Source organism: Ramlibacter sp., from assembly GCA_019635435.1.
GTDB lineage: Bacteria > Pseudomonadota > Gammaproteobacteria > Burkholderiales > Burkholderiaceae_C > JAHBZM01.
This window is the reverse complement of sequence record JAHBZM010000001.1, coordinates 1,743,072-1,768,879: the sequence shown is the minus strand read 5'-3', so window position 1 is coordinate 1,768,879 and position 25,808 is coordinate 1,743,072. Positions and strand designations below refer to the sequence as shown.

Here is a 25,808-nt window from a genome sequence, read left to right as displayed (position 1 = left end):
GTGGCGTGTATGGGTTGGACATCACGGCGTCCGTTCCCCAGTAATCGTAGAACTAGCATCACGGAAGGCAAGCCAAACCTTTGCGATGGTCTTCTCGCTCAGTTCGGTGGATGGATACCGACACCGATCCTGGATGATGCCCTCAAGCTCAGCCCTGCCCTCGGCCTCGCGTCCGCTCAGTGCTAGACAAAAAGCGTTGGCGATAGGTAACTGCACAAAGTAACTAGATCCCGGCTCAGATCGCAGCGCCTCCACTATCGAATACACGCGATGAGGCGTGTCGCCCGTTGCCCAGAACTGCCTCGCCATCTGGACCGCTGCGGCTACCCGATGCTGCAAATTCTCAAGCAAGCCGGGTACACCATACATACAGGTCAACAAGAGGTCACGATGACACTGGCCATCAACGAAGGCATCGAGGAGGGCAGACTTCTCGGTTCTGTGCCACTTCATTTCTCGTCCAGAAAAATGGGGTACGAAATCCAATGAATAGCCCCATGCCGGGGCTAGGGCACCCCCCTTGAGCTGCCGGTACTCGAATAACTGGCGGATAGGCGCATTGTCGCTGCGCACCCACTGCAAAGGCTTGAACGAGACAAAACCCTGAGGCTGCAGCAGGGAGTCAATCACAGGACCAATAGTCTGATGAATAGCCGGAATTGTTAGAAGATCAAACTCACGCAGGGTCATGATGCTCAACGTAAAAGTCAGCAACCGCCCCAGGCGGTCCGATGAACTGACATGTTAAACGGCATCATTACCATCCGCCGTCTCCTGCGTCCGAGCCCAGAATGGCGCCCGCTGCATCCGGGGACTGAATGGAGCGGGGTTGAGCGCAAGAATATGACTACCACAGCTGCCACCATGGCTTCTTTGCTCCGACAAGCCTAAAAAAATGGGATATAGGCTCAACGTTCGTATCCCACGGACAAACACCAAATTTGCTCACAAGAGTTTCATCAAGAATTCGACTGGTCAGGTAGTACTCTGGAACCTCTATTGCTCGTTCGCCTTGATAGAAGATTTTCTGCCGCTGCTCAACCGGACAGTCGTCCTCCTCAAGGTAAAAATCTGCCGACAACCAGTGCATCTCAATGTCTTTGGGTGTGCCAAATTCAATCAAGGGTGGCAATTGCGGCACACCAGTCGTTTGTAGTCGTGATCTGGTTCTTTGGCCGTCCTCAACGAAGGCGTACCCGTAACTACCTCCTGAGTCATAGTGGCAAAAGACCATGAAGAATTCAGGAAACCCGAGTGACTGATGGGTATATGTGATATCCGATGCTGGGTTTTCTAAAATTTCCCAAGCAATGTCGTTATTGCAGATGAAACAAGCATCACCAAAGAACTGAACCATCACATCGGCATGCTTCCTGATATCGAATTGACCGACATTGGGATGTTCGATTGGTGTGGCATCTTCCCTGCAAAGCTTTGATACAAGCGACCGGTGATCACTGATCGGATTCGTTGGTTTGAATGCAATTCCAGCTTGAGCAATTCCCATGGTGTACCTCTAACGTGCATGTGACTGGAGCCCAAGGACAAGAGCGACCGGAGATAGCGGACGCCCCTGGACTCCAGTGTCGACCAGCGGGTTAGACAGCATACTTGGACATCTCCTTGAAGGCCCAAACATCTCTTGAATGTTGATCCGTCGCCCGGAGCACATGGCAGGCTATTTCATGAAGCATGAGGTGAACGAGGTATTCCCTATGAGTCCTCAGTCTCCCGACATCCGCTCCGAACCCATTCCGCTCCATTCCACTCTTTCCGCTTTGGACTTGATCATCTGAAATTTCCTCGGCCATCACAATGTGACACGCACTATCAGCAAAGCGACAAAAGCACTTAGCCGTCCGAAGCGGATTTTTTTCCGTGAGACCATGGCCGATGCACCAAGCTTGGACATTCGCAGTTAGTTCAAGGGTCTCGGGAGGTAGTCCGTAGTCCCCAAGCATTTGATGAATGAGCCCTATATGGTCCGAGACGCGAAGCATGATCGGTGCTGCCTAACGCGACTTACAGGTCAACTCTGTCCTACTAGCCATGTTGAATCGCATCATCCCCGTCTCCTTGAACTTCTGTAAATGCCCGATTTATATCCGCTATATCAGCAATCGCCTCGCAGGTCTGCGGATAAAAATGCTGCCAAACACAGCAAGCGCGGGCCGTTAGACCGTACCGACTACTACAGCCGGCGCACCACCTGCTCGCCCACACGCTCAAGCTGCTGAGCCTTCACGACGCCCGGCGCAATCTCCGCCAGCGGCACCAGAACAAACGCTCGCTGGCCCATGCGCGGGTGGGGCACGGTCAGGTTTGGGCTGTCGATGCGGGCGCCGCCATACAACAAGATGTCCAGGTCCAGCGTGCGGGGCGCATTGACATAGGGCCGTTCACGGCCGGCGGCCTGCTCCAGCGCCTGGAGTGCGGCCAGCAGGGCGGGCGCGGTGAGCATCGTTTCCAGCGCCACCACGGCATTGATGTATTCGGGGCCTGACGACTCAACCGGCGCCGTGCGGTAGAGCGACGAGGCGCGCAAGACGCGCACGCCTGGGGTCTGCCCGATGGCCTTGATCGCGCGCAGCACCGTTGGCTGCGCATCCCCCAGGTTGGCGCCCAGCGCCACGTAGGCCGCGACGGGGTCGCGCATGGCCGTCAGTCAGAGGCGTCCGACGAAGGGCCTGAAGGCGGCTGACCACCGCCCTCGCCCGTGGGCTTGCGGCGGCGCCGGCGGCGCTTGCGGGGCGCGTCGCCAGACAGTGCGCCCTCACCGGCTTCTTGGCCGCTGGCTTCATTGCGGCTTGCCGGTTGCGCGTCTTCGGCGCCGGCCACCACGCTGGCCGGGCCTGCGGCCACCTGGGGCCGCGGCACGCGCACGCGGCGCCCGCCCTTGCCCTGGGTTTCCTCGCGCACCTGGGCAATCAGGTCTTCACGCACGGCGTCGCTCGCGGTGCTGAACTCCTGCCACCAGTCGGCCAGCACCACGTCCACCTCGCCGGCGTCGGCGCGCAGCCGCATGAAGTCAAACCCGGCGCGAAAGCGCGGCTGCTCCACCATGCTGAAGGGCGTGCTGCCCACGCGCTTTTCAAAGCGGGGCTGCATCATCCAGATCTCGCGCATGTCGGCGGCCAGCTTGCCGCGGCCCGACACATCGCCAATGCGGGCGTTGAACACGTCGTCAATCGCGTCCTGCAGCGCCGGGAACGGATGCTGCTTGCGCGCCAGGCGTTCGGCCCAGCCGTCACGCACGTCGGCCCACAGCACGCAGGCCAGCAAGAAGCTGGGCGCCACGGGCTTGCTCTCGCCCACGCGGCGGTCGGTGTCCATGAGCGCGGCCTTGACAAAGGTCTGCTCCGCGCGCTCGACCACCACGTCCAGCAGCGGGTAGATGCCGCGCGCCAGGCCCAGCGCCTTGAGCTGCTCGATGGTGGCCAGCGAGTGGCCGGTCTGCAGCAGCTTGAGCATTTCGTCAAACAGGCGGCTCTGGGGCACGTCGTCCAGCAGCTTTTGCGAGGCGACCAGCGGCGCGGCGGTCTTGGGGTCGAGCTTGAAGCCCAGCGGGTTGAGCTTGGCGGCAAAGCGCACGGCGCGGATGATGCGCACCGGGTCTTCGCGGTAGCGGGTGGCCGGGTCGCCAATCATGCGCAGCAGGCGCTTCTTGGTGTCCTTGATGCCGCCGTGGTAGTCCACCACGATCTGCGTGCCCGGGTCGTAGTACATGGCGTTGATGGTGAAGTCGCGCCGCGTGGCGTCTTCATCCTGCGGGCCCCAGACGTTGTCGCGCAGCACACGGCCGGTGGAGTCCACGGCGTGTTTCATGCCGGCCAGCTCGCCCTTGCTGGTCTTTTCGTTGCCGGCCACCTGTTCGGCAGCGGCGTTGTCCATGTAGGCGCGGAAGGTGGACACTTCAATCACCTCATGCTCGCGGCCCCGGCCATACACCACGTGCACGATGCGAAAGCGCCGCCCGATGATGAAGGCGCGGCGGAACAGGCCCTTGACCTGTTCGGGCGTGGCGTTGGTGGCCACGTCAAAGTCCTTGGGGCGCAGGCCCACCAGCAGGTCGCGCACGGCGCCGCCGACGATGTAGGCTTCAAAGCCCGCCTGCTGCAGGGTCTGCACCACGTTCAGGGCCCGCTCGTCCACCAGCTTGGGGTCGATGCCGTGCACGTCGTGGCCCACCTCTTCGCGCTTGCCGAACCGCGGGGTCTTGCCGGCGCCGGTCTTGCCCAGCAGCTTGTCGATGAATTTCTTGATCATTTATCTTTTTTCAAACAGGTCCAGTATGCGCCAGCCGCGCTCCCTGGCAATGGCACGCAGCCGGTCGTCCGGGTTGGTGGCCACGGGGGTGTCGACCCTCTCCAGCAGGGTCAGGTCGTTGATGGAGTCGGTATAGAAGGTGCTATGCACGTCGGCCCAGTCCCACTGGCGGCTGGCCAGCCACTGGGCCATGCGTGTGACCTTGCCTTCGCGCGCCGAGGGCACGCCCTTGATGTCGCCGGTGATCCAGCCGCCGGCATCGCGCTCAAGCTCCACCGCGATCAGTTCCGCCACGCCAAAGCGCTGGGCAATGGGCCGCGTCACGAACTCGTTGGTCGCCGTGATGATAACCACCTCGTCGCCCGCGGCCTGGTGCTGGCGAACCAGCGCCTGGGCGGCTTCGGTCAGCGCGGGCTCGATCACGGTGCGCATGAAATCCGCGTGCGCCGCCATCGACTGGCTGGCACCGCGGACCCGCGCGGCCTCCACGGCAAAGCGCACGTAGTCATGAATGTCGAGCGTGCCGGCCTTGTAGTGCTCGTAAAACTCGTCGTTCTTCTGGCGGAACACCACCGGGTCGGTCCAGCCGATGGTGGTGGTGAACACCCCCCATGAATAGTCCGAGTCGATGGGCAGCAGCGTGTGGTCCAGGTCAAACAGCGCGAGACGGGGTTTGGCGGAACTCACTCGTTCTCCAGCATGGACTTGATCAGGGGGATGGTGATGGCGCGCTGGGTCTGCAGGGCGTAGCGGTCCAGTTGGTCCAGCAGCTGCATGAGGTTGCCCAGGTCGCGCGAGAAGCGCGTGAGCATGAAGTCCATCACCTCGTCGCCCAGAAACACGCCGCGCGCGTCAGCGCCCTGGCGCAGCACCGAGCGCAGCTCGGCCTCCTTGAGCACCTGCAGCTGGAACACGTGGCCCCAGCCCAGCCGGGTGCGAAGGTCTTCACGCAGGCTCAGGCCGGCGGGCGGCAGGTTGCCGGCGGCCAGCACCCCGCGCTGGTAGGTCTGGGCGTTGACGAACCAGTTGAAGGCCGCGTGTTGCTGAACCGCGGTATACAGGTCCACCTGGTCCAGCAGCACCACGGCCCAGTTGTCGTTGAAGGCCGGGGGTTCGTGCACCGAGGCATCGAGCCAGCCGGCGCTGGCACCCTGCTCGCGCAGCGCCTCGCGCACGGCCTTGAGCAAATGGGTCTTGCCACTGCCCTCGGCGCCCCAGAGGTAGGTGGGCACGGGCGAGCGCGTGGGGCTGCCCACCCACAGCTGCAGGTGGCGCAGCGCGGCTTCATTGGGCCCGGCAAAAAAGCCGGCCAGCGTGGGCCCGGCCGCCAGCCCGATGTCGAGCGCGATCTGCTTCATCCCTGGTAGAGCTTGCTGGCCAGGTAGTTGGCACGCACCCGGCGGATGCCCACAAACAGCACGGCACTGGCCGGCAAGGCCACCAGCACCCCCACAAAGCCAAAGAGCTGGCCAAACGCGAGCAAGGCAAAGATCACGGCCAGCGGGTGCAGGCCAATGCGCTCGCCCACCAAGCGCGGGGTGAGGAACAGGCTTTCAAGCACCTGGCCCGCGCCGTACACCACCGCCACCATGACCAGGGCCTTGATGGAGGCAAACTGCAGCAGCCCCGCCAGGATGGCCAGGATCATGCCCAGGCCAAAGCCCAGGTAGGGCACAAACATGGCCAGCCCGGTGAACAGGCCAATCGGCAGCGCCAGGTCAAGCCCGAACAGCAGCATGCCCACGCTGTAGAACACCGCCATGATCAGCATCACCAGCAGCTGCCCGCGCAGGTACTGGCCCAGCACCTGGTCGGCCTCGGTGGTGAAGCTGTCCACCCCGGCGCGCAGGCGCACCGGCACCAGTTCCATGGCGCGCGCCACCAGGCCGGCCCAGTCCATGAGCAGGTAAAACAGCGCAACCGGGATCAGCAGCGCATTGCCGATCACCGCCAGCGCGACGCTGCCGCCGAGCTTGATGGACGACAGCAACGGGCCCACGGCCTCTTCAAAATTGGCATTGAGGTACTGCAGCACCAGCGCCTTGATCGAGCCCAGGTCGAACGACACGTCAAAGCCCAGCTGGCCCAGCGCCGGCCTGAGCCAGGCGTTGAGCTGGTCCATCAGCACGGGCACCTGTTCGCGCATCAGCGGCAGTTCCTTGGCCATGATGGGCACGATCAGCAGCAGCACCGCCAGCACCACCACCACGAACAGCAGCTCCACCAGCAGCACGGCCACCACGCGCGGCATGCGCCCGTTGCCGGCGGCGTCGAGCCGGTCCACCAGCGGTGTGAGCGCATAGGCCAGCACGGCCGCCACCACAAACGGGGTCAGCACCGGCCCCAGAGCCCACAGCATGAGCACCGTGACAAGGGCAATCAGCAGCCAGGCCGCGGCACGTTTTTGCGAGGGGGTAAATTGCATACAGGGGGGAGTAGGTGTCAACCCTTAAAATCGGTGCCAAATTCTAGTCCGCCAGCCCCCTCAGCCCGTTTACCCGCCCCACGGCGGCCTACTCCATGACCCAAACTCCCCTTTCGTACAAAGACGCCGGTGTTGACATTGACGCGGGCGATGCGCTGGTTGAGCGCATCAAGCCGCTCGCCAAAAAGACGATGCGCGAGGGCGTGCTGGCCGGCATTGGCGGTTTTGGCGCCCTGTTCGAGGTGCCCAAGCGCTACCAGGAGCCCGTGCTGGTGAGCGGCACCGACGGCGTGGGCACCAAGCTCAGGCTGGCGTTTGAATGGAACATGCACGACACCGTGGGCATCGACCTGGTGGCCATGAGCGTGAACGACGTGCTGGTGCAGGGCGCCGAACCCCTGTTCTTCCTGGACTACTTTGCCTGCGGCAAGCTCGATGTGGACACCGCCGCCGCCGTGGTGGGCGGCATTGCCCGGGGCTGCGAGCTGAGCGGCTGCGCGCTGATCGGCGGCGAAACCGCAGAGATGCCCGGCATGTACCCGGCGGGTGAATACGACCTGGCCGGCTTTGCCGTGGGCGCGGTCGAAAAGTCAAAAATCCTCACGGGCCAGGGCGTGCAGGCCGGCGACGTGGTGCTGGGCCTGGCCAGCCACGGCGTGCATTCCAACGGCTTCAGCCTGGTGCGCAAGTGCATCGAGCGCGCCGGTGCCTCGGCGCCCACCACGCTGGATGGCAAGCCCTTCCGCGAGGCGCTGATGGCGCCCACCCGGCTGTATGTGAAGAGCGTGCTGGCGGCGCTGGCGGCGCACCCGGTGTCGGCCGACGGCACCAGCGGCATCAAGGCGCTGGCGCACATCACGGGCGGCGGCCTGCTGGAGAACATCCCGCGCGTGCTGCCCGAGGGCATGGCGGCCCACCTGCGCAAGGGCAGCTGGCCCCAGACCGAGCTGTTTGCCTGGCTGCAGGCCACGGCGGGCATTGACGACCATGAGATGAACCGCACCTTCAACAACGGCATCGGCATGGTGGTGGTGGTGGCGGCGGCCAGCGCCGCGGCGGTGGCCGCCCAGCTCAGCGCCGCGGGCGAGACGGTTTGCACCATCGGCACCATTGCGCCCCGCGGCGACGGTGAGGCCGTGGTGGTGGCCTGACCCGGCCCTGATGTCCTGAATTGACCGAAACTGGTCCGCCCATGAGTGGCGGGCCGGCGCTGATCCGCGCAGAATTTGGACTCCCGTCAATCTTCTGTAGAGGTCAGCCCATGCGTTCATGTCTTGATTTGATTGCCAGCGAGGTCACGCTGCCATGACCACGCGCGTCCACATCCTGGTGTTCGAGGCCGTGGAGGTGCTGGACTTCGCCGGCCCGTATGAAGTCTTCACCACCGCAAGCCGGGTCCACGCACGCACGGCGCCGCAGGAACCGCCGCTGTTCGAGGTGGCCTGCGTCTCGCGCGACGGCCAGGCCATCCAGGCCCGGGCCGGGTTGCGCGTGCTGCCGGAACACGGCTTCGGCAGCTGTCCGCCCACCGACCTGCTCATCGTGCCCGGTGGCGTGGTCGATGCGCCACTGGCCTGCCCGCAGACCCTGGCCTGGATTGCCGCCACCGCTCGCCATGCGCCGCTGACCGCGTCGGTGTGCACCGGCGCCTTCCTGCTCGCGGCCAGTGGCGTGGTCACCGGGGGCGAGGTCACCACCCACTGGGAAGACGTGGCCGACCTGCGCCATCGCTTTCCGGCGCTGCGCGTGCTGCAGGGCCGGCGCTGGGTGGACCGCGGCAGCCTGGTCACCTCGGCCGGCATCAGCGCCGGCATCGACATGAGCCTGCATCTGGTGGCGCGGCTGGCCGGCCACGCGCTGGCCGAGCGCACCGCGCGCCAGATGGACTACCGCTGGGTGGCAGATGAGCCCGCCTGATCCGGCCCCGATCCATGTGCTGTTCGTGCTGCTGCCTGACAGCCTGGTGCTCGATTGGGCCGGCCCGGCCGAAGTGCTGCGCGCAGCCAACCAGCAGCTTCAGGCCAGCGGACAACCGGCGCGCTTTGTGCTGCACTTTGTCGGCCCGCGCCCGACCAGCACCAGCCCGCTGGGTCTGCAGCTGACGGGCCTGGAGCCCCTGCCCCGCGACCTGCCCGAGCCCGCATGGGTGGTGGTGTCGGGGCAGCCGGGGCCGGTGACCCGGGTCGATTCGCCCGAGGCGCAGGAGGTTCTTCACTGGCTGCGCGGCCTGCGCCTCCAGCAAGGCACTCAGGAACTGATGAGCATCTGCGCCGGCGCCGTGCTGGCCGCACACGCGGGCCTGCTGGTCGAGCGCCAGGCCACCACCCACCACCAGCACCTGGACGAACTGCAGGCCACCGCACCGGGCTGCCGCGTGGAGGCCAACCGGGTTTTCGTGGAAGACCCGCCGGTCTACAGCAGCGCGGGGGTCACCACGGGCGTGGACCTGGCGCTGCACCGCGTCACGGCCCTGTGCGGGCCGGCGCTGGCGGCGCGCGTGGCGCAGGCGCTGGTGGTGCCGCTGCGACGCGGCCCGGGCGACGCGGCGCTGTCACCGTTCCTGGGCTACCGGCAGCACCTGCACCCGGCGCTGCACCGCGTGCAGGACGCGGTCTGCGCCCGGCCCCAGGCGGCCTGGACCGTGGCCCGCATGGCCGAAGCGGGCCACACCTCGCCGCGCCACCTGACGCGGCTGTTTCTGGCCCATGCGGGCATTGCACCGCTGCAGTACCTGCGCCGCATCCGGCTGGCCACGGCGCAGATGGCACTGCGCTCGGGCCTGAACGTGACCCAGGCGGCAGCGCAGGCCGGGTTCAGTTCCGACACCCAGCTGCGACGCGCCTGGCACCGCTTCGGGCCCGGCGGCTCGCCTTCGGCCGACGTTGCGTTGCTACAAAATTCCTAGCGCTGAATGCAGGCGCAGTCTGGACTTTCGGCCAGTTTTGTACCAAACTGTTTCTTTCGTACCGTTTGGAGGCATCAATGCCGGTCATCGCAATCGTCAACCGCAAGGGGGGCAGCGGCAAGAGCACGCTGGCCGCCCACATTGCGGCGTGGAGCGCGCGGCAGGGCAGCGCCGTGATGCTGGGCGATGTGGACCGCCAGCAGTCCAGCCGGGCCTGGCTCAAGCGCCGCGACCCCGCCCTGCCCGCCATCGCGCCCTGGGCGCTCGACCAGAAAAACACCCTGCGCGTGCCCACCGGCATCACCCATGTGGTGCTGGACACGCCCGGCGGCCTGCACGGCTTTGAACTGGCGCGCGTGGTGATGTTTGCCGACGCGATCATCATGCCGGTGTGCCACTCGGTGTTCGACCGTGAATCGGCCGCGGCCTGCCATGCCGAACTCATGGCCCTGCCGCGCGTGGCCAGCGGCCGCTGCCAACTGGCCACCGTGGGCATGCGCATCGACGGCCGCACCAACGCCGCCGAAACCCTGCGCCAGTGGTCCGAAGGCCTGAACCTGCCCTTCCTGGGTGTGCTGCGCGAAACCCAGATGTATGTGCGCTGCCTGGAACGCGGGCTGACGATCTTCGACCTGTCACCAAGCCAGGCCGCCACCGACCTTGCGCAATGGCAGCCGCTGATTGAATGGATGAAGCCGTTGCTGCACCCGGTGCAGGCCGCCAACGACCCGTCCCCCACCACGCGGACCGTGGTGCGGCCCACGCGGCTGGGCAGCTCGCGGCCCGAGAGCCTGATGCCGGCCCAGGAGTCGTTGATTCATGGGGGCCGCCTGTCGGCCTACGCCGCCACCTCGCGGCCCGCCGCCGTGCCGGTGCAGCCGGCCCACAAGCCTTCGTTGCCGCGCGCCGTCAACCCGGGCGAGGTGACGCAGATTCCCCAGTTCCTCAAGCGCGGCGCCTGAAGCCCGCGCGGCGCGGCATTCAGCTGCGTTCGCGCCGCAGCAGGGCCACGCGGTCGGCCATGGCGTCGATGTCCAGGGCGTCCTGCGCGTTCACCAGGTAGGTTTCGATGTCTTCCACGGCCTGCGCCGGGTGGCCCTGCTCGGCGTGCGCCAGCCCGCGGTCACGGTACTCGGACCAGGCCTGCGGGAACAGGATGACCAGGCGGTCCTGCACGGCAATCAGGCGCTGCCAGTCTTCCTGCGTGGTGTGAACCTCCTTGAGGTTGCGCAGCATGCGGCCAATGATGTCGCGCGCCGGGGCGGCCTGCAGGTACAGGCCCAGCGGCACCTCGAACTCATCCACCAGGCCGCTGCTGCGACGGTAGGGCTCCAGCCGCTCCGACAGCTCCTCGCGGCTGAGCGACAGGCCCGTGAAGGGGTCGATCACCACCTGGCCCTTGGGCAGGTTGACCTTGACCATGAAATGCCCCGGAAACCCCACGCCCCGCGCGTGCAGGCCCAGCCCTTGGGCCAGCTCCATCCACAGCACGGCCAGCGAGATCGGAATGCCGCGCCGCGTGCGCAGCACCGCGTGCAGGTAGCTGTTGTCGGGGTCGTAGTAGTCGTTGACGTTGCCGCCAAAGCTCAGGTCGCGAAAGAAAAACTGGTTGAGCGCGCGCAGCCGCTGCAGCGGGCCGGCATCGGACGGCAGGCGGCGCTTCAGGCGCGCCAGCAACTGGTCCACATCACCCAGCACCTGCTGGACGTCAAGGTCCGGGTATTCGTCCTGGGCCAGGCTGGCCGCGGCCTCCAGCAGGGGAAAGTGGTCGTCGCTCTGGACCAGGGAAGCAAAATATTCCAGCGGTGTCGGTGCGATCAGGCTGAGCGGCATGAGTATTTGTAGTGGACCGCGCCGAAGGCGTCAACCGCCAGGGCCGCGCCTGCGGCTAATTTCGCACAAACTGCCGCAGTTTCAGCCCCGCCGCGGCGAGCGCGGCAAAGTAGATCGCCACGGCGCCCGCCATCATCAGCGCCAGCAGGCCGATGCGCCGGAAACCCGCGCCACCCAGCTCCACCCAGGCAAAGGCATGCGCACCCCACATCAGGAACACGGCCAGCAAGGCACTGGCGGCCAGCACCTGCAACAGGAACACGCCCCAGCCCGCCACGGGCTGGTAAGCGCCCCGGCGCCGCAGCCCCATCAGCAGCCAGGCCGCGTTGATGAGCGCCCCCAGGCCAATGGACAGCGCCAGCCCCGCATGCTGCAGCCAGGGCACCAGCACCAGATTGAGCAGCTGGGTGATGACCAGCACGGCCACCGCGATGCGCACCGGCGTGCGCAGGTCCTGCCGCGCGTAGAAGCCGGGCGCCAGCACCTTGATGGCCACCAGCCCGACCAGCCCCGCGCCATAGCCCGCCAGGGCCACCGAGACCTGGGACACGTCGCTGTCCTGGAACGCCCCGCGGTGAAACAGCGTGGCCACCAGCGGCGTGGCAAAGGTCAGCAGCGCGACCGCGCTGGGCACCGACAGCAGCACCACCAGCCGCAAGCCCCAGTCGAGCATGGCGGAGTAGCGCTGCGCGTCATCGGCGGCGCGGGCCGCCGCCAGTTGCGGCGTGAGCACCACGCCCAGCGCCACGCCCAGCAGCGCCGTGGGGAATTCCATGAGCCGGTCGGCATAGAACAGCCAGCTCACGCTGCCCGGGGCCAGGTGCGACGCGATCTGCGTGTTGATCAGCAGCGAGATCTGCGCCACGCTCACGCCCAGCAGCGCGGGCAGCATCATGCGGGCAATCAGCCGCGTGCCCGGGTCCTGCCAGGCCTCGACCAGGCCCGCCCAGCGAAAACGGATCCGCGGCAACAGGCCCAGCCGGCGCAGCGCCGGCACCTGCACGCCCAGCTGGAGCACGCCGCCCAGCATCACGCCGGCCGCCATGGCAAAGATCGGCTCGATGCCGCGCGACTGGAACCACGGCGCGCCCCACCACGCCGCGGCGATCATGCTCAGGTTGAGCAGCACCGGCGTCGCGGCCGGCACGGCGTAGCGCTTCCAGGTGTTGAGAATGCCCGCCGCCAGCGCCACCAGCGACATGAAGCCGATGTACGGGAACATCCAGCGCGTCATGCGCACGGCGGCCTCAAAGCCCTGGGGCTCCTGGCGCAGCCCGCTGGCCAGGGCCCAGACCAGCAGCGGCGCGCACAGCACCCCCACCACGCAGGTGGCCACCAGCACCCAGGACAGCACCGTGGCCACGCTGTCGATCAGTTGCCGGGTGGCGGGCTCGCCGTTTTTCTCGCGCGAGGCGGCCAGCGCGGGCACAAAGGCCTGGCTGAACGCGCCTTCGCCAAACAAGCGCCGGAACAGGTTGGGGATGCGGAAGGCGACGTAAAAGGCGTCGGTCAGGGCGCTGGCGCCAAAGGCCGACGCCATGAGCAGGTCGCGCACCAGGCCGCTCACACGCGAAGCCAGGGTCAGCAGGGAGACGGTGGAAGCGGCTTTGAAAAGGGTCACCGGGGCGAGTGTAGCCGGCTCGGCTATAATTGAGGGCTTTGCTGGCATCATCCTCAGACACAAGGAATCAACACCATGGCCTCAGCCAAACCCAAAAAGAAGAACCCGCGCCTCGCGTCGGGCCGCAAGCGCGTCCGCCAGGACGTGAAGATCAACGCCGCGAACACCTCGCTGCGCTCCAAGTACCGCACCGCCGTCAAGAACGTCGAGAAGGCCGTTGCCGCTGGCGACAAGGCCAAGGCCACTGAAGCCTTCGCCAAGGCCCAGAGCATTGTCGACTCCGTGGCCGACAAGCAGATTTTCCACAAGAACAAGGCCGCTCGCGACAAGAGCCGCCTGTCCGCCAAGGTCAAGGCACTGTCCCTGGCCCAAGCCGCCGCCTGACGTTTCAGGCAAACAGCCCGCAGCGGCCCCGCCGCTGCGCCGTTTGAAACGGGTGCGCTGCCAGCAAAGCAAAAAACCGCCTTCGGGCGGTTTTTTGTTGGGGACAGACCGGCGCACGCGCGCAGCGCCCCGCCGCTCTGTCCCCAACTGATCAGCTCTTGGGTTCAGGCACCAGGCAGGCCTCGGCCACCTGCAGGTCGTTGTCCCGGGCAAAGTTCAGGCAGAAGTCCCAGGCCATGGGTTCCAGGTCGCGCAGCTCGCGGTTGACGATCACGCACTTGACGCCGTTGATGACAGTGGGCACGCACCAGGGCGAGTAGCCCAGGTGGCTGCCGGGATGGGCGCCGCCGGGGCGGAACGAGCTCATCACGCCCGCCAGCCGTTCGGCCCAGTCGCTGGGGCGAAAGGTCTTCCCGTCACGGGTGAGGCCCTGGATGAAGACTTCTTTGGCGGCGTCGGAGACCATCGGGTAGAGACGTTCTGGAATGGGGCGCCGGCATCAGGATCGCTGATTGCTGCGGCGCACAAGTATTGTATCTTATATAAGACTTGGGACGGCTCCGGCGGCGCATCGCTGTGATGCGGAATTGTCAACCAAGCCTAGCAAACTGTGCGCCTAAAATCGCGTTTCAACGGCCCCACTTTTCGTTGGGCCGCTTTGTTTTTTGGAGGACCCGCATGACCACCGCCCTGCCCGAAGCTTCGTCGCCCCACGTGATGAACACCTACGCCCGCGTCCCGATTGCCCTGTCGCATGGCCAGGGCGTGCGCGTGTGGGACGTCAACGGCAAGCAGTACCTTGACGCGCTGGGCGGCATCGCGGTCAACACCCTGGGCCACAACCACCCCAAGCTGGTGCCGGCCCTGCAGGACCAGATCAGCAAGATCATCCACAGCTCCAACTACTACCACGTGCCCGGCCAGGAAGCGCTGGCGGCGCGGCTGGTGGAGCTGTCGGGCATGACCAATGTGTTCTTCTGTTCCACGGGCCTGGAAGCCAACGAGGCGGCCCTGAAGCTGGCCCGCAAATACGGCCATGACAAGGGCATAGCGCGGCCCGAGATCGTGGTGTACGAAAAGGCCTTTCATGGCCGCAGCATTGCCACGCTGTCGGCCACCGGCAACGAGAAGGTGCAAAAGGGCTTTGGCCCGCTGGTCGAGGGCTTTGTGCGGGTGCCGCTCAATGACATCGAGGCACTCAAGAAAGCCACCGAAGGCAACCCCAACGTGGTGGCCGTGTTCTTTGAAACCATCCAGGGCGAAGGCGGCGTGAACCCGATGCGCGTGGAATACCTGAAGCAGGTGCGCGAGCTGTGCAACCAGAAAGACTGGCTGCTCATGATTGACGAAGTGCAATGCGGCATGGGCCGCACCGGCAAGTGGTTTGCCCACCAGTGGGCCGGCATCCAGCCCGACGTGATGCCGCTGGCCAAGGGCCTGGGCTCGGGCGTGCCCATCGGCGCGGTGGTGGCAGGCCCCAAGGCCGCCAACATCTTCCAGCCCGGCAACCATGGCACCACCTTTGGCGGCAACCCGCTGGCCATGCGCGCCGGCGTGGAGACGCTGCGCATCATGGAAGAAGACGGCCTGCTGGCCAACGCCGCCACCGTGGGCGCCCACCTGCGCTCGGCGCTGGAACGCGAGCTGGGCGGCCTTGAAGGCGTGAAGGAGATCCGCGGCCAGGGCCTGATGATTGGCGTGGAACTGGCCCGCCCCTGCGGCGCCCTGACCCTGCGCGCCGCCGAGGCCGGCCTGCTGATCAGCGTGACGGCCGACAGCGTGATCCGGCTGGTGCCCCCGCTGATCCTGAGCACCGCCGAGGCCGACGAGATCGTGGCGCTGCTGGCGCCGCTGGTGAAGGCGTTTCTGGCGGAGCAGCCATGAGCTCCCCGATCCGGCACTACCTGCAGTTCAGCGACCTGAGCGCCGACGACTACGCCTACCTGTTCGAGCGCGCGGCGCTGATCAAGAAGAAGTTCAAGGCCTACGAGAAATACCACCCGCTGGCCGACCGCACGCTGGCCATGATTTTCGAGAAGGCCTCCACCCGCACCCGGGTGAGCTTCGAGGCCGGCATGTACCAGCTCGGTGGCAGCGTGGTGCACCTGACCACGGGCGACAGCCAGCTCGGGCGCGCCGAACCCATCGAAGACAGCGCCAAGGTCATCAGCCGCATGGTGGACCTGGTGATGATCCGCACTTTCGGCCAGGACAAGATCGAGCTGTTTGCCGAGCACTCACGTGTGCCGGTCATCAACGGGCTGACCAACGAGTTCCACCCCTGCCAGATCCTGGCCGATGTCTTCACCTTCATCGAGCACCGCGGCTCGATCCGGGGCAAGACCGTGGCCTGGGTCGGCGACGGCAACAACATGGCCAACACCTGGCTGCAGGCCGCCGAGCTGCTGGGCTTCAAGGTCCATGTGAGCACGCCCGGCGGCTACGAGGTCGACCAGGACGTGGCCGGCATCCGCAGCGCCGAGAGCTACAAGGTCTTCAAGGACCCGATGGACGCCTGCCGCGGCGCCGACCTGGTGACCACCGACGTGTGGACCAGCATGGGTTACGAAGCCGAGAACGAGGCGCGCAAGAAGGCCTTTGCCGACTGGTGCGTGGACACCGAGATGATGAAGGTGGCCAGGCCCGACGCGCTGTTCATGCACTGCCTGCCGGCCCACCGCGGTGAAGAAGTGCAAGCCGATGTGATCGACGGCCCGCAATCGGTGGTGTGGGACGAGGCCGAGAACCGCATGCACGCGCAGAAGGCGCTGATGGAGTTCCTGCTGCTGGGTCGCGTCTGAGCCTGGGGCGCCGGGGCGCGGGCACCCCAATTGCTTTAAGCCTCAACTATTTTTGCGGCTGTTGGAAATAACCGACACCACAGCGTTTTTCACGGGTGCAAACTTGCCCCATGAAACGCCTCTGGGACATCTCTGCACCGGTCGCCGCGGGCTCGCCCGTGTTCCCCGGTGACACGCCTTACCAGCAGCAATGGTCGGCCAGCATCGCACCGGGTTGCCCGGTGAATGTGAGCGCCATCACCCTCTCGCCCCATGTGGGCGCCCATGCGGATGCGCCCCTGCACTACGACCCGCAGGGGGCCGCCGTGGGCCAGCTGGACCTCACGCCTTTCCTCGGCCCCTGCCGCGTGATTCACGCCATCGGCCAGGGCCCGCTCGTGCACTGGGCCCATCTGGCCCATGCGGCCCACCGACTGCCGCCGCGGGTGCTGGTGCGCACCTATGAGCGCATGCCGGTGGACCGGTGGGACGCGGCGCTGGCCGCCTATGCGCCCGAGACGGTGACGCGGCTCGCCGACCTGGGCGTCATGCTGATCGGCATTGACACCGCCAGCATCGACCCCGCCGACAGCAAGACGCTGGACAGCCATCAGGTGATCCGCCAGCGCGGCCTGCGGGTGCTGGAAAACCTGGTGCTCGACGACGTGCCCGAAGGCGACTACGAACTCATTGCCCTGCCCCTGAAACTGATGACCGCCGACGCCTCGCCGGTTCGCGCCGTGCTGCGCGAACTCTGAGACCCTCGCACCCACGCCATGACCACACTGCAAGACTGCCGCGCGCTGGACGCGCAAGACCCGTTGCGCTCCCTGCGCGACCTGTTCACCGTGCCCGAGGGCGTGATCTACCTCGACGGCAATTCGCTGGGCGTGATGCCCGCCACGGCGCCCGCACGGGTGGCCGCCGCCGTCACCCAGGAATGGGGCCAGGGCCTGATCCGCAGCTGGAACAGCGCGGGCTGGTTCAGCCTGCCACAGCGCCTGGGCGACAAGGTGGGCCAGCTCATTGGCGCCGCGCCCGGCGAGGTGGTGTGCACCGACAGCACCTCGATCAACCTCTACAAGGTGCTGAGCGCGGCCCTGAGCATCGCCGCGCAGGACGCACCGCAGCGCAAGACCGTGGTGAGCGAGCGCAGCAACTTTCCAACCGACCTGTACATCGCCGAAGCCCTGTGCCGCGAGCGCGGCTACGCCCTGCAACTCGTGGAGGCCGAAGACATCACCAGTGCGCTGACCGCCGACGTGGCGGTGCTGATGCTCACCCACGTGAACTACCGCACCGGCGCCATGCACGACATGGCCGCGGTCACGGCGCTGGCCCATGGCGCCGGCGCACTCACCGTCTGGGACCTGGCCCACAGCGCGGGCGCCGTGCCGGTGGACCTGAACGGCGCGGGCGCCGACTTCTCGGTTGGCTGCGGCTACAAGTACCTCAACGGCGGGCCGGGCGCACCGGCCTTTGTCTGGGTCCACCCCCGTCATGCCGACCGTTTCTGGCAACCGCTGGCGGGCTGGTGGGGCCACGCCGCGCCGTTCGAGTTCACGCCAGGCTACCGGCCCGCGCCGGGTGTGTCGCGCTACCTGTGCGGCACCCAGCCCATCCTGAGCATGACCGCGCTGGAATGCGGGCTGGACACGCTGCTGGCGGCCCAGCCGCTGGGCGGCATGGCCGCGCTGCGCACCAAGTCGCTGGCGCTGACCGATCTGTTCATTGCCCTGGTGGAGCAGCGCTGCGCCGGCCATGGCCTGGGCCTGGTCACACCACGCGACCCCGCCGAGCGCGGCTCGCAGGTCTGCCTGACCCGGGCCACCGGGGCCTACGCCATCGTGCAGGCGCTGATTGCGCGCCAGGTGATTGGCGACTACCGGGCCGGCGACCCTCCGGACACCGCCCGGGGCAAAGCCATGCCCGACATCCTGCGCTTTGGCTTCACGCCGCTGTACATCGGTTTTGAGGAGGTATGGCATGCGGTGGAGCACCTGAAACAGGTGCTGGACACCGGCGAATGGCAGCGCCCCGAGTTCAACCAGAAGCATGCGGTAACCTGAATGAGCACGCAACGCCCCGAAGACATCGTCCGCGAAGAAAAGGCCAAGCTCGACTTCAAGGCCGACATGAGCTATGGCGACTACCTGCAGCTGGACGCCATCCTGAACGCGCAGAAGCCGCTCTCGCCCGACCACAACGAGATGCTGTTCATCATCCAGCACCAGACCAGCGAGCTGTGGATGAAGCTGCTACTGCACGAGCTGCGCGCAGCCATTGCCAGCGTGGCCAACGACGAACTGGGCGGCGCCTTCAAGATGCTGGCGCGCGTGAGCAAGATCATGGAGCAGCTGGTGCACGCCTGGGACGTGCTGGCCACCATGACGCCGCCCGAGTACAGCGCGATCCGGCCCTACCTGGCCAGCTCCAGCGGCTTCCAGAGCGCGCAATACCGCTGCATTGAGTTCGCGCTGGGCAACAAGAATGCGGCCATGCTCAAGCCCCATGCCCACCGCCCTGACCTGCTGGCGCAGGTGCGGGCGGCCTACGAGGCGCCGTCGCTGTACGACGAGGCCCTGCGCCTGCTGGCGCGGCGCGGCCTGGCCGTGCCGGCCAGCCACACGCAGCGCGACTGGACCCAGCCCTACAGCGAGGATGACGGCGTCGAGCAGGCCTGGCTCAAGGTCTACCGCGACCCCCAACAGTACTGGGACCTGTACCAGCTCGGCGAGGAACTGACCGACCTGGAAGACACCTTCCGCCTCTGGCGCTTTCGCCACGTGACCACGGTGGAGCGCGTGATTGGCTTCAAGCGCGGCACCGGTGGCACCGGCGGCGTGAGCTACCTGCGCAAGATGCTCGACGTGGTGCTGTTCCCCGAGATCTGGAAGCTGCGCACCGACCTGTAGAAATAGACGATACAATTCAAACAACGGAACGACATAGCGACGATACAATTGCTGGACGAGCACGACGCCACCATCCTGACCACAGCGCGGCTCACGCAGCGCCTGGCCAGCAGGGCCGCGAAGGAATCCGGGCTTTCGCGGGTGGCCATCTCGCGCCGCATCAAGCGTCTGGCGGACGCAGGGTACCTCACCCGCCACGGCAGTGGTACTCGCCAGACCTACTCCGCGGGACACAACCGCTTCTGGAAGCAGGTGTTACCTCTGGCGACGGCCGCCCGGATGGGCGAAGCCGGCATCTGGGAAGCCAGCGTCAGCCCGCTCATGGCAGGCCTGGCGGGAAACGTGGTCAACATCGCCAACATCTGCTTCACCGAGATGGTGAACAACGTGCTGGACCATTCTCAGGCGCGCACACTGTGCATGGGCGCGCACGTTCACAGCGGGCGCCTGCAGATGGCCGTGATGGACGACGGCATCGGCATCTTCCGCAAGGTCGCCAAGGCACTGGACCTGGTGGACGAACGGCTGGCCTTGCTGGAGATCGCCAAGGGCAAATACACGACGGCATCCAGCGGGCACTCGGGCATGGGTATCTTCGTGAGTTCGCGCATGCTGGACGGCTTTTGCCTGCATTCGCGCGGGCTCACGTTTGCGCCAAGGACGCCAGTTGGGGTAGATCTGGGTTTTCAGTGGATTGCACCGCAAGCCTATGCCAACGGAACGGTTGTGCTCATGGACATCGCGCTGGATTCCGGGCGGACTGCGCAGGCAGTCTATGAGCGCTATTTCACACCCGACGAGGTTGGCGGCGACGCCTTTCACACCACCGAAGTCCCCGTGAAGCTCGCCCAGCTGAGCAGCCAGCTCACGTCGCGGTCACAAGGTAAATGGGTTGTGGAGCGGGCAACCCAGTTCAGAACGGTCATTCTTGACTTTGAAGGCGTGGACATGGTGGGACAGGCCTTTGTGGACGAGGTGTTTCGCGTGTTCGCCACGGCGCACCCCGAGGTCCGTCTGGTGCCGGTCAACATGGCTCCCGACGTTGAAGGTCTGGTTCGCCTGTTCGCCCCCCGGGCACTGGCATCGCCAACCTCCGTCTGATCGACTCCGCCCGGTCGTCGGTCTGTTCCACTCAGCCTCCATACAGCCAGGGCAGGTCCATCAGGCGCTGGCCCAGCAGCCTGAGGGCCATGTCGCGCGCGAGGCCCACCGCCCCCGTGGCATGAAACACCCGCCCATTGCGCCGCGAGCGCGCCTGCACGCGGGCCACGCGCTGCCAGCGGTTCAGCGCATAGCGGTGCAGCGCGGCCGGCACGTCCAGCACGGCGGCATCGGTCATGGCGAGTTCGCGGCCGAGTTCGGCCGCGTCTTCCAGCGCCATGCCGGCGCCCTGCGCGAGGTAGGGCCGCATGGGGTGGGCCGCGTCGCCGAGCAGCGCCACACGGCCGCGCGCCATGGCCTCAGGCCCGGCGACGGGCGGCCGGTCGTTCAGCATCCACAACGCCCACCGGGGCGCCGCCTGCACCAGGTCGCGCAGCGGTGCGCATACCGGCTGCAGCGCCGTCTGCAGGTCGGCCAGCACGGCGCCATGGTCCCAGCCTTGCGGATCGGCAGGCGCCTCGCCCTGCGCGATCACCACCAGGTTCAGATACTCGCCACCCCGCACCGGGTAAGTCACCGCATGCAGGCCAGGGCCCAGCCAGGCTGTCACGTCCTGGCTGCGCAAGGCTTGGGGCAGGGCCGACTGGGGCACCAGCGTGCGGTAGGCCAGGTGGCCCGTGGGGGTGGCCGGGCCGTCGCCCAGCAGTTGCTCGCGCACCTTGCTCCACAGGCCGTCGGCGCCCACCAGCGCATCGCCCTCGACCTGCAGGTCGTCCGTGGTGCGCAACACCACGCCGGTGGTCGAGGGCGTGACACCGGCCACACCGGCGCGCAGGTTCAGTCGCACGCCGCGCTGCTGCTGCGCGGCCGCCAGCAGCAAGGCGTGCAGGTCGGCCCGGTGCACCGTGGCATAGCCCGCGCCATAGCGCTGGCTGAAACTGTCGCCCAGCGGCATGCGGGCCAGGGGCTCGCCGCTCAGCGCGCTGCGAACCTGTAGCGATGCGGGCCAGGCCGCCACGCGGGCCAGTGCCTCGCCCAGGCCCCAGCCATCCAGCACGCGCACCGCATTGGGCCCCAGCTGGATGCCGGCGCCGATCTCGCCAAACGCGGGTTCGCGCTCATACAGGCGCACCTCGCAGCCGGCCCGCGCACAGGCCAGCGCGGCCGCCAGCCCGCCGATGCCGCCACCGGCAATCAGGACCTGCGGCGTCACGCGGCCAGCAACTGCCGCAGCACAAAGGGCAGGATGCCGCCGTGGCGGTAGTAGTCCACCTCGATCGGGGTGTCGATGCGCAGGATCACCTTGAGCTCCTGGCGGCTGCCATCGGCGCGGATCACCACCAGCCGCGCCTCGCTCTGCGGCCGCAGGTCGGACTGCGGATGCACCTCGATGGTTTCAGAACCGGTCAGCCCCAGCGATTGCCAGCTGTCACCGGGTTTGAACTGCAGCGGCAGCACGCCCATGCCCACGAGGTTGCTGCGGTGGATGCGCTCGAAGCTCTTGGCCACCACCGCCTTGATGCCCAGCAGCTGCGTGCCCTTGGCGGCCCAGTCACGGCTGGAGCCGGTGCCGTATTCCTCGCCCGCAAAAATCACGGTGGCCCGGCCCTCGGCCATGTAGCGCATGGCCGCGTCGTAGATGAACATCTTCTCGGTCTTGCCGCCGGCGCCCTGGTAGAGCGTGACGCCGCCCTCCTCGCGCGAGCCGCTGGCGTCGGGCGGGATCATGAGGTTCTTGATGCGCACATTGGCAAAGGTGCCGCGCATCATCACGTCATGGTTGCCGCGTCGCGCGCCATAGCTGTTGAACTCGGTCTTGCTGACCCCGTTGGCCCGCAGCCACTGGCCCGCGGGGGAGCTCTCCTTGATGGAGCCGGCCGGTGAAATGTGGTCGGTGGTGATGGAGTCGCCAAACAGCGCCATGATCGCCGCGCCCTTGACCGATACAGCGTCCTTTGCGGCTGAAGTCCCCGCCCCCTGGCCACCAGGCGCTACGAGATTGATAGCAAAGTCCTTGAAGAACGGGGGCTCGGCAATGTAGGTGCTCTGCGGCCAGGTGTAGGCCTCGCCCTGCACGCCCTTGATCTTTTCCCAGAGCTTGCCGGGCTCGGTCTTGACCTTGGCGTAGTTCTCGCGGAAGGCCTTGCCGTTCATCGCGAACTTCATGAGCTTGTAGATCTCGTCGCTGGTGGGCCAGATGTCGCCCAGGTACACGTCCTTGCCGCCCTTGCCCTTGCCCACGGGCTCGGTCATCAGGTCGGTCAGCACGGTGCCGGCAATCGCATAGGCCACCACCAGCGGCGGGCTGGCCAGGAAGTTGGCCTTGAGGTTGGGATGGATGCGGGCCTCGAAGTTGCGGTTGCCCGACAGCACGGCCGCGCACACCAGGTCGCTCTGGGTGATGGCCTCGTTGATCTCGGGCGTGAGGTCGCCGGCGTTGCCGATGCAGGTGGTGCAGCCATAGCCCGCCAGCGCAAACCCCAGCTTTTCCAGGTAGGGCATGAGGCCGGTCTGGGTCAGGTACTCGGTCACGATGCGCGAGCCCGGCGCCAGCGAGGTCTTGATGTGCGGCTGCACCTTCAGCCCCGCCTCCACGGCCTTCTTGGCCAGCAGGCCCGCGGCCAGCAGCACGCTGGGGTTGGAGGTGTTGGTGCAGCTGGTGATGGCGGCAATCAGCACGTCGCCATTGCCGATGGTGAAGCCCTTCGAGGTCTTGACGGGCGCCGACGCCTCGGCCTTGGCCGCCGCCAGCTCGGGCTTGTTGCTCTCCATCTCCGACACGGTGCGCGAGGCGCCGTCGGGCGCCGACGGGCTTTGCGGCACCTTCGGGGCGGGCGAGTCGCCCGCGGGGTGCAGCAGGTGCCGCGTCTGCAGCATTTCGGCGGGCTGGTTGAAGCCGTTTTCCGCGTTGGGCTTGCTGAACAGCGAGGTGAACTGGGTCTTGACCTTGCCCAGTTCAATGCGGTCCTGCGGCCGCTTGGGGCCGGCCAGGCTGGGCGTGACATCGCCCAGATCCAGCTTGACCACCTGCGAGTATTCGATCTCGCCCGCGTCGGGCACACCAAACAGGCCTTGCGCGCGGAAGTAGGCCTCGAAGGCCTCGATCTCGGCCTTGCTGCGGCCCGTCCCCTTGAAGTAGTCGATGGTCTTGTCATCCACCGGGAAGAAGCCCATGGTGGCGCCGTATTCGGGTGCCATGTTGGCAATGGTGGCGCGGTCGGGCAGGGCCAGGGTGCGCGTGCCCTGGCCATGGAACTCCACGAACTTGCCCACCACCTTGTGCTGGCGCAGGATCTCGGTGACGCTGAGCACCAGGTCGGTGGCGGTCACGCCCTCGCGCAGGCGGCCGGTCAGCTCGAAGCCCACCACGTCGGGGGTGAGCAGGTAGACCGGCTGGCCCAGCATCGCGGCCTCGGCCTCGATGCCGCCCACACCCCAGCCCACCACGCCAATGCCGTTGATCATGGTGGTGTGGCTGTCGGTGCCCACCAGGGTGTCGGGGTAATGCACCTCGCCCGCGCCCTTGTGCACGCCGCGCGCGAGGTACTCGAGGTTGACCTGGTGCACGATGCCAAAGCCAGGCGGCACCACACGGAAGGTGTCAAAGGCCTGCATGCCCCACTTCATGAACTCGTAGCGCTCGCGGTTGCGCTGGAACTCGAGCTTCATGTTCAGGTCCAGCGCATTTTTGGTGCCGTAGTAGTCGATCATGATCGAGTGGTCGACCACCAGGTCCACCGGCACCAGGGGTTCAATGGCCGTGACGTCGCGGCCCATGCGCCTGGCCGTGCTGCGCATCGCGGCCAGGTCGGCCAGCAGCGGCACGCCGGTGAAGTCCTGCAGCACCACGCGCGACACCACAAACGGAATCTCGTCGGAGCGCTCGGCGCGGGGTTTCCAGTGGGCCAGCTGGCGCACGTGCTCGGCCGTGACCTTCTGGCCATCACAGTTGCGCAGCACCGACTCCAGCACGATGCGGATCGACACCGGCAGTTTTGAAACAGATGGAAACTGCTGGGCCAGGGCCGGCAGCGAATAGAACTTGCCGGCCTTGCCCGAGGCGGTTTTGAAGGATTTGAGGGTTTTCGCGAAGGCGTGGGGGGCGGCTTTGGCCATGACGGAACTCCTTGATGCGGTTCAATGAGTCCCATTCTGGCAGGCTGGGCCCGAAAATTCACCACGCGGGCTGAATCGCCCCCTTGCGCAAGGCCAACCACTGCAGTTCGGCCAGCACCAGCACCGTCAGGGCCTGGGCCATCACCCAGCCCACACCGAGCCCGCTGGGCGCCAGGCCCCCGGCGGCCAGCAAGGCCACACAGCCCGCCGCCCAGGCCAGGTTGCCGGCCACGATGGCGCCCACCACCGCACGCGGCAGCGGGTCGCGCGTGGCCACCCACAGCACCACGGCGGCGTAGGCCAGCAGGAACAGCCCGGTGCCCATGAGCAGCGGGGCGGGCAGGTGCAGCAGCGCCGCCAGCGGTTCGGTCAGGCCCACCTGCAGGGCGCCGGTTGCCACGCAGGACGCCGCATCGGCCCACAGCACGCGCGGCAGGAATCGGGGAGAAGAAAGAATCGACATGACACACTCCTTGGTTGGGGAAGGAAACACCGCCAGGTGGCGGCACCGGCGCTGATCCTCCTGGCCCCGGCGCGCGGCGTCGATAACCTTGCAGGTCATGGCCAATGCGCACGGAAGGCCCTAGCATCCGGGTCATGACTGCTGCGACCGCCCCCCCGTTCCCTTCGGCCCACGATCCGCGCAAGCCCTTTGGCGAGCACCTGCGCCACTGGCGGCAACACCGCCGCCTGAGCCAGCTGGACCTGGCCGACGAGGCCGAGATCTCCACGCGCCATCTGAGCTTCATGGAAACCGGCCGCTCGGTGCCCAGCCGCGAGATGGTGTTGCGCCTGACCGAGCGCCTGGGCGTTCCGCTGCGCGAACGCAATGCACTGCTGATGGCCGCGGGCTACGCCCCCATGTACCGCGAACGCCCGCTCGATGACCCGGCGCTGGCGGCAGCCCGCCAGGCCGTCGAGCTGATCCTGCACAGCCACGCGCCCTTCCCCGCGCTCGCGGCGGACCGCCACTGGAATCTGGTGAGCTACAACGCCACCGTGCCGCTCTTGATGACCGGCGCGGACCCGGCCCTGCTGCAGCCCCCGGTGAACATCCTGCGCCTGAGCCTTCACCCCCAGGGCGTGGCCCCCCTGATCGTCAACCTGGCCCAATGGCGCAACCACCTGTTCGAGCGCCTGCGCCAGCAGATTGCCAGCACCGCCGACCCGGTGCTGGCGGCGCTGCTGGAGGAACTGCAGGGCTATCCCGTGCCGGCGGAAACGCAGCCCCTGAACCTTGAGGGCGAGCATCTGGGCGTCGTCATGCCCCTGCAGTTCCGCACGCCCCACGGCGTGCTCAGCTTCATCAGCACCACCACCATCTTCGGCACGCCGGTGGACGTGACGCTGCAGGAACTGGCGCTGGAGACCTTCTTCCCCGCCGACGACTTCACGCGCGAGGTGCTGCGGCAGCTGCCCTTGCCCTGACGCCGCCGGCGCTGGCGAAAGTGGTTGCCATCCA

Annotated in this window: 25 protein-coding genes; 12 read left to right on the top strand and 13 right to left on the bottom strand. The window is 66.7% G+C overall.

The genetic code is table 11. The annotated features are described in order from the left end of the window. Positions 1-21 precede the first annotated feature (21 nt). The 7 genes from KF796_08435 to KF796_08405 form a co-directional block, all read right to left on the bottom strand. A complete protein-coding gene (locus tag KF796_08435; protein MBX3586659.1) occupies positions 22-699 on the bottom strand; it encodes a hypothetical protein in 678 nt (225 codons plus the stop codon). A 148-nt stretch (positions 700-847) separates the two neighbouring features. Continuing rightward, positions 848-1,507 (bottom strand): hypothetical protein, encoded by a 660-nt coding sequence (locus KF796_08430; GenBank protein ID MBX3586658.1) that lies wholly within the window; start codon positions 1,505-1,507, stop codon positions 848-850. 684 nt (positions 1,508-2,191) lie between these two features. Next, entirely contained in the window at positions 2,192-2,656 is a 465-nt protein-coding gene (folK, locus tag KF796_08425; protein ID MBX3586657.1) for a 2-amino-4-hydroxy-6-hydroxymethyldihydropteridine diphosphokinase, read from the bottom strand. Positions 2,657-2,661: 5 nt separating this feature from the next. After that, a complete protein-coding gene (gene pcnB, locus KF796_08420) occupies positions 2,662-4,266 on the bottom strand; it encodes a polynucleotide adenylyltransferase PcnB (protein MBX3586656.1) in 1,605 nt (534 codons plus the stop codon). Then, a complete protein-coding gene (locus tag KF796_08415; GenBank protein MBX3586655.1) occupies positions 4,267-4,953 on the bottom strand; it encodes an HAD family hydrolase in 687 nt (228 codons plus the stop codon). It lies immediately after the preceding gene. After that, on the bottom strand, positions 4,950-5,624 hold the full coding sequence (gene hda / locus KF796_08410) for a DnaA regulatory inactivator Hda (GenBank protein ID MBX3586654.1): 675 nt from the start codon (positions 5,622-5,624) through the stop codon (positions 4,950-4,952). Before hda ends, KF796_08415 begins: the two co-directional genes overlap by 4 nt. Next, on the bottom strand, positions 5,621-6,691 hold the full coding sequence (locus tag KF796_08405; protein ID MBX3586653.1) for an AI-2E family transporter: 1,071 nt from the start codon (positions 6,689-6,691) through the stop codon (positions 5,621-5,623). The genes hda and KF796_08405 overlap by 4 nt, the downstream gene beginning before the upstream one ends. Positions 6,692-6,786: 95 nt before the next feature. Between KF796_08405 and purM the strand changes: the two genes are divergently transcribed. The 4 genes from purM (at position 6,787) to KF796_08385 (ending at position 10,558) form a co-directional block, all read left to right on the top strand. After that, positions 6,787-7,842 (top strand): phosphoribosylformylglycinamidine cyclo-ligase, encoded by a 1,056-nt coding sequence (purM, locus tag KF796_08400; protein MBX3586652.1) that lies wholly within the window; start codon positions 6,787-6,789, stop codon positions 7,840-7,842. 154 nt (positions 7,843-7,996) lie between these two features. Then, positions 7,997-8,608 (top strand): DJ-1/PfpI family protein, encoded by a 612-nt coding sequence (locus tag KF796_08395; GenBank protein MBX3586651.1) that lies wholly within the window; start codon positions 7,997-7,999, stop codon positions 8,606-8,608. Continuing rightward, positions 8,595-9,596, top strand: coding sequence for a helix-turn-helix domain-containing protein (locus KF796_08390; protein MBX3586650.1), 1,002 nt, complete (start codon positions 8,595-8,597; stop codon positions 9,594-9,596). Before KF796_08395 ends, KF796_08390 begins: the two co-directional genes overlap by 14 nt. Positions 9,597-9,673: 77 nt before the next feature. Continuing rightward, positions 9,674-10,558, top strand: a complete 885-nt coding sequence (locus KF796_08385) for a ParA family protein (protein MBX3586649.1) — start codon at positions 9,674-9,676, stop codon at positions 10,556-10,558. Positions 10,559-10,577: 19 nt separating this feature from the next. On the opposite strand, the gene KF796_08380 is transcribed toward KF796_08385, so the two are convergent. Continuing rightward, entirely contained in the window at positions 10,578-11,429 is an 852-nt protein-coding gene (locus KF796_08380) for a tetratricopeptide repeat protein (protein MBX3586648.1), read from the bottom strand. 55 nt (positions 11,430-11,484) lie between these two features. Beyond that, positions 11,485-13,050, bottom strand: a complete 1,566-nt coding sequence (gene murJ / locus KF796_08375; protein MBX3586647.1) for a murein biosynthesis integral membrane protein MurJ — start codon at positions 13,048-13,050, stop codon at positions 11,485-11,487. A gap of 75 nt (positions 13,051-13,125) precedes the next feature. Here murJ and rpsT point away from each other — a divergent pair, with 75 nt between their 5' ends. Then, positions 13,126-13,434, top strand: coding sequence for a 30S ribosomal protein S20 (rpsT, locus tag KF796_08370; protein ID MBX3586646.1), 309 nt, complete (start codon positions 13,126-13,128; stop codon positions 13,432-13,434). Between the two features lie 151 nt (positions 13,435-13,585). On the opposite strand, the gene KF796_08365 is transcribed toward rpsT, so the two are convergent. After that, a complete protein-coding gene (locus tag KF796_08365) occupies positions 13,586-13,900 on the bottom strand; it encodes a DUF3579 domain-containing protein (protein ID MBX3586645.1) in 315 nt (104 codons plus the stop codon). A 212-nt stretch (positions 13,901-14,112) separates the two neighbouring features. On the opposite strand from KF796_08365, the gene KF796_08360 reads away from it, so the two are divergent. The 6 genes from KF796_08360 to KF796_08335 all read left to right on the top strand — a co-directional run bounded on the left by KF796_08360 (position 14,113) and on the right by KF796_08335 (position 20,230). After that, a complete protein-coding gene (locus tag KF796_08360; protein MBX3586644.1) occupies positions 14,113-15,318 on the top strand; it encodes an aspartate aminotransferase family protein in 1,206 nt (401 codons plus the stop codon). Beyond that, positions 15,315-16,235, top strand: coding sequence for an ornithine carbamoyltransferase (gene argF / locus KF796_08355; GenBank protein ID MBX3586643.1), 921 nt, complete (start codon positions 15,315-15,317; stop codon positions 16,233-16,235). Before KF796_08360 ends, argF begins: the two co-directional genes overlap by 4 nt. Positions 16,236-16,345: 110 nt before the next feature. Then, positions 16,346-16,972 carry an arylformamidase gene (gene kynB, locus KF796_08350; GenBank protein ID MBX3586642.1) on the top strand — a complete coding sequence of 209 codons (627 nt, stop codon included), beginning with the start codon at positions 16,346-16,348 and terminating at the stop codon, positions 16,970-16,972. Between the two features lie 18 nt (positions 16,973-16,990). Next, positions 16,991-18,283 (top strand): kynureninase, encoded by a 1,293-nt coding sequence (gene kynU, locus KF796_08345; GenBank protein ID MBX3586641.1) that lies wholly within the window; start codon positions 16,991-16,993, stop codon positions 18,281-18,283. Next, positions 18,284-19,129, top strand: coding sequence for a tryptophan 2,3-dioxygenase (gene kynA, locus KF796_08340; protein MBX3586640.1), 846 nt, complete (start codon positions 18,284-18,286; stop codon positions 19,127-19,129). A 48-nt stretch (positions 19,130-19,177) separates the two neighbouring features. Then, complete coding sequence (locus KF796_08335; GenBank protein MBX3586639.1) at positions 19,178-20,230, top strand: DUF4325 domain-containing protein; 1,053 nt, start codon at positions 19,178-19,180, stop codon at positions 20,228-20,230. 31 nt (positions 20,231-20,261) lie between these two features. Here KF796_08335 and KF796_08330 read toward each other — a convergent pair whose 3' ends face one another. The 3 genes from KF796_08330 to KF796_08320 are packed head-to-tail and all read right to left on the bottom strand — an operon-like array spanning position 20,262 to position 24,809. Continuing rightward, a complete protein-coding gene (locus KF796_08330; protein ID MBX3586638.1) occupies positions 20,262-21,443 on the bottom strand; it encodes an FAD-dependent monooxygenase in 1,182 nt (393 codons plus the stop codon). Next, complete coding sequence (locus KF796_08325; GenBank protein ID MBX3586637.1) at positions 21,440-24,346, bottom strand: aconitate hydratase; 2,907 nt, start codon at positions 24,344-24,346, stop codon at positions 21,440-21,442. The genes KF796_08330 and KF796_08325 overlap by 4 nt, the downstream gene beginning before the upstream one ends. Before the next feature lie 58 nt (positions 24,347-24,404). Next, positions 24,405-24,809: a hypothetical protein gene (locus KF796_08320; protein MBX3586636.1), complete on the bottom strand. Its 405-nt coding sequence runs from the start codon at positions 24,807-24,809 to the stop codon at positions 24,405-24,407. 134 nt (positions 24,810-24,943) lie between these two features. Here KF796_08320 and KF796_08315 point away from each other — a divergent pair, with 134 nt between their 5' ends. Next, positions 24,944-25,774, top strand: a complete 831-nt coding sequence (locus tag KF796_08315; GenBank protein ID MBX3586635.1) for a helix-turn-helix transcriptional regulator — start codon at positions 24,944-24,946, stop codon at positions 25,772-25,774. Positions 25,775-25,808 lie beyond the last annotated feature (34 nt).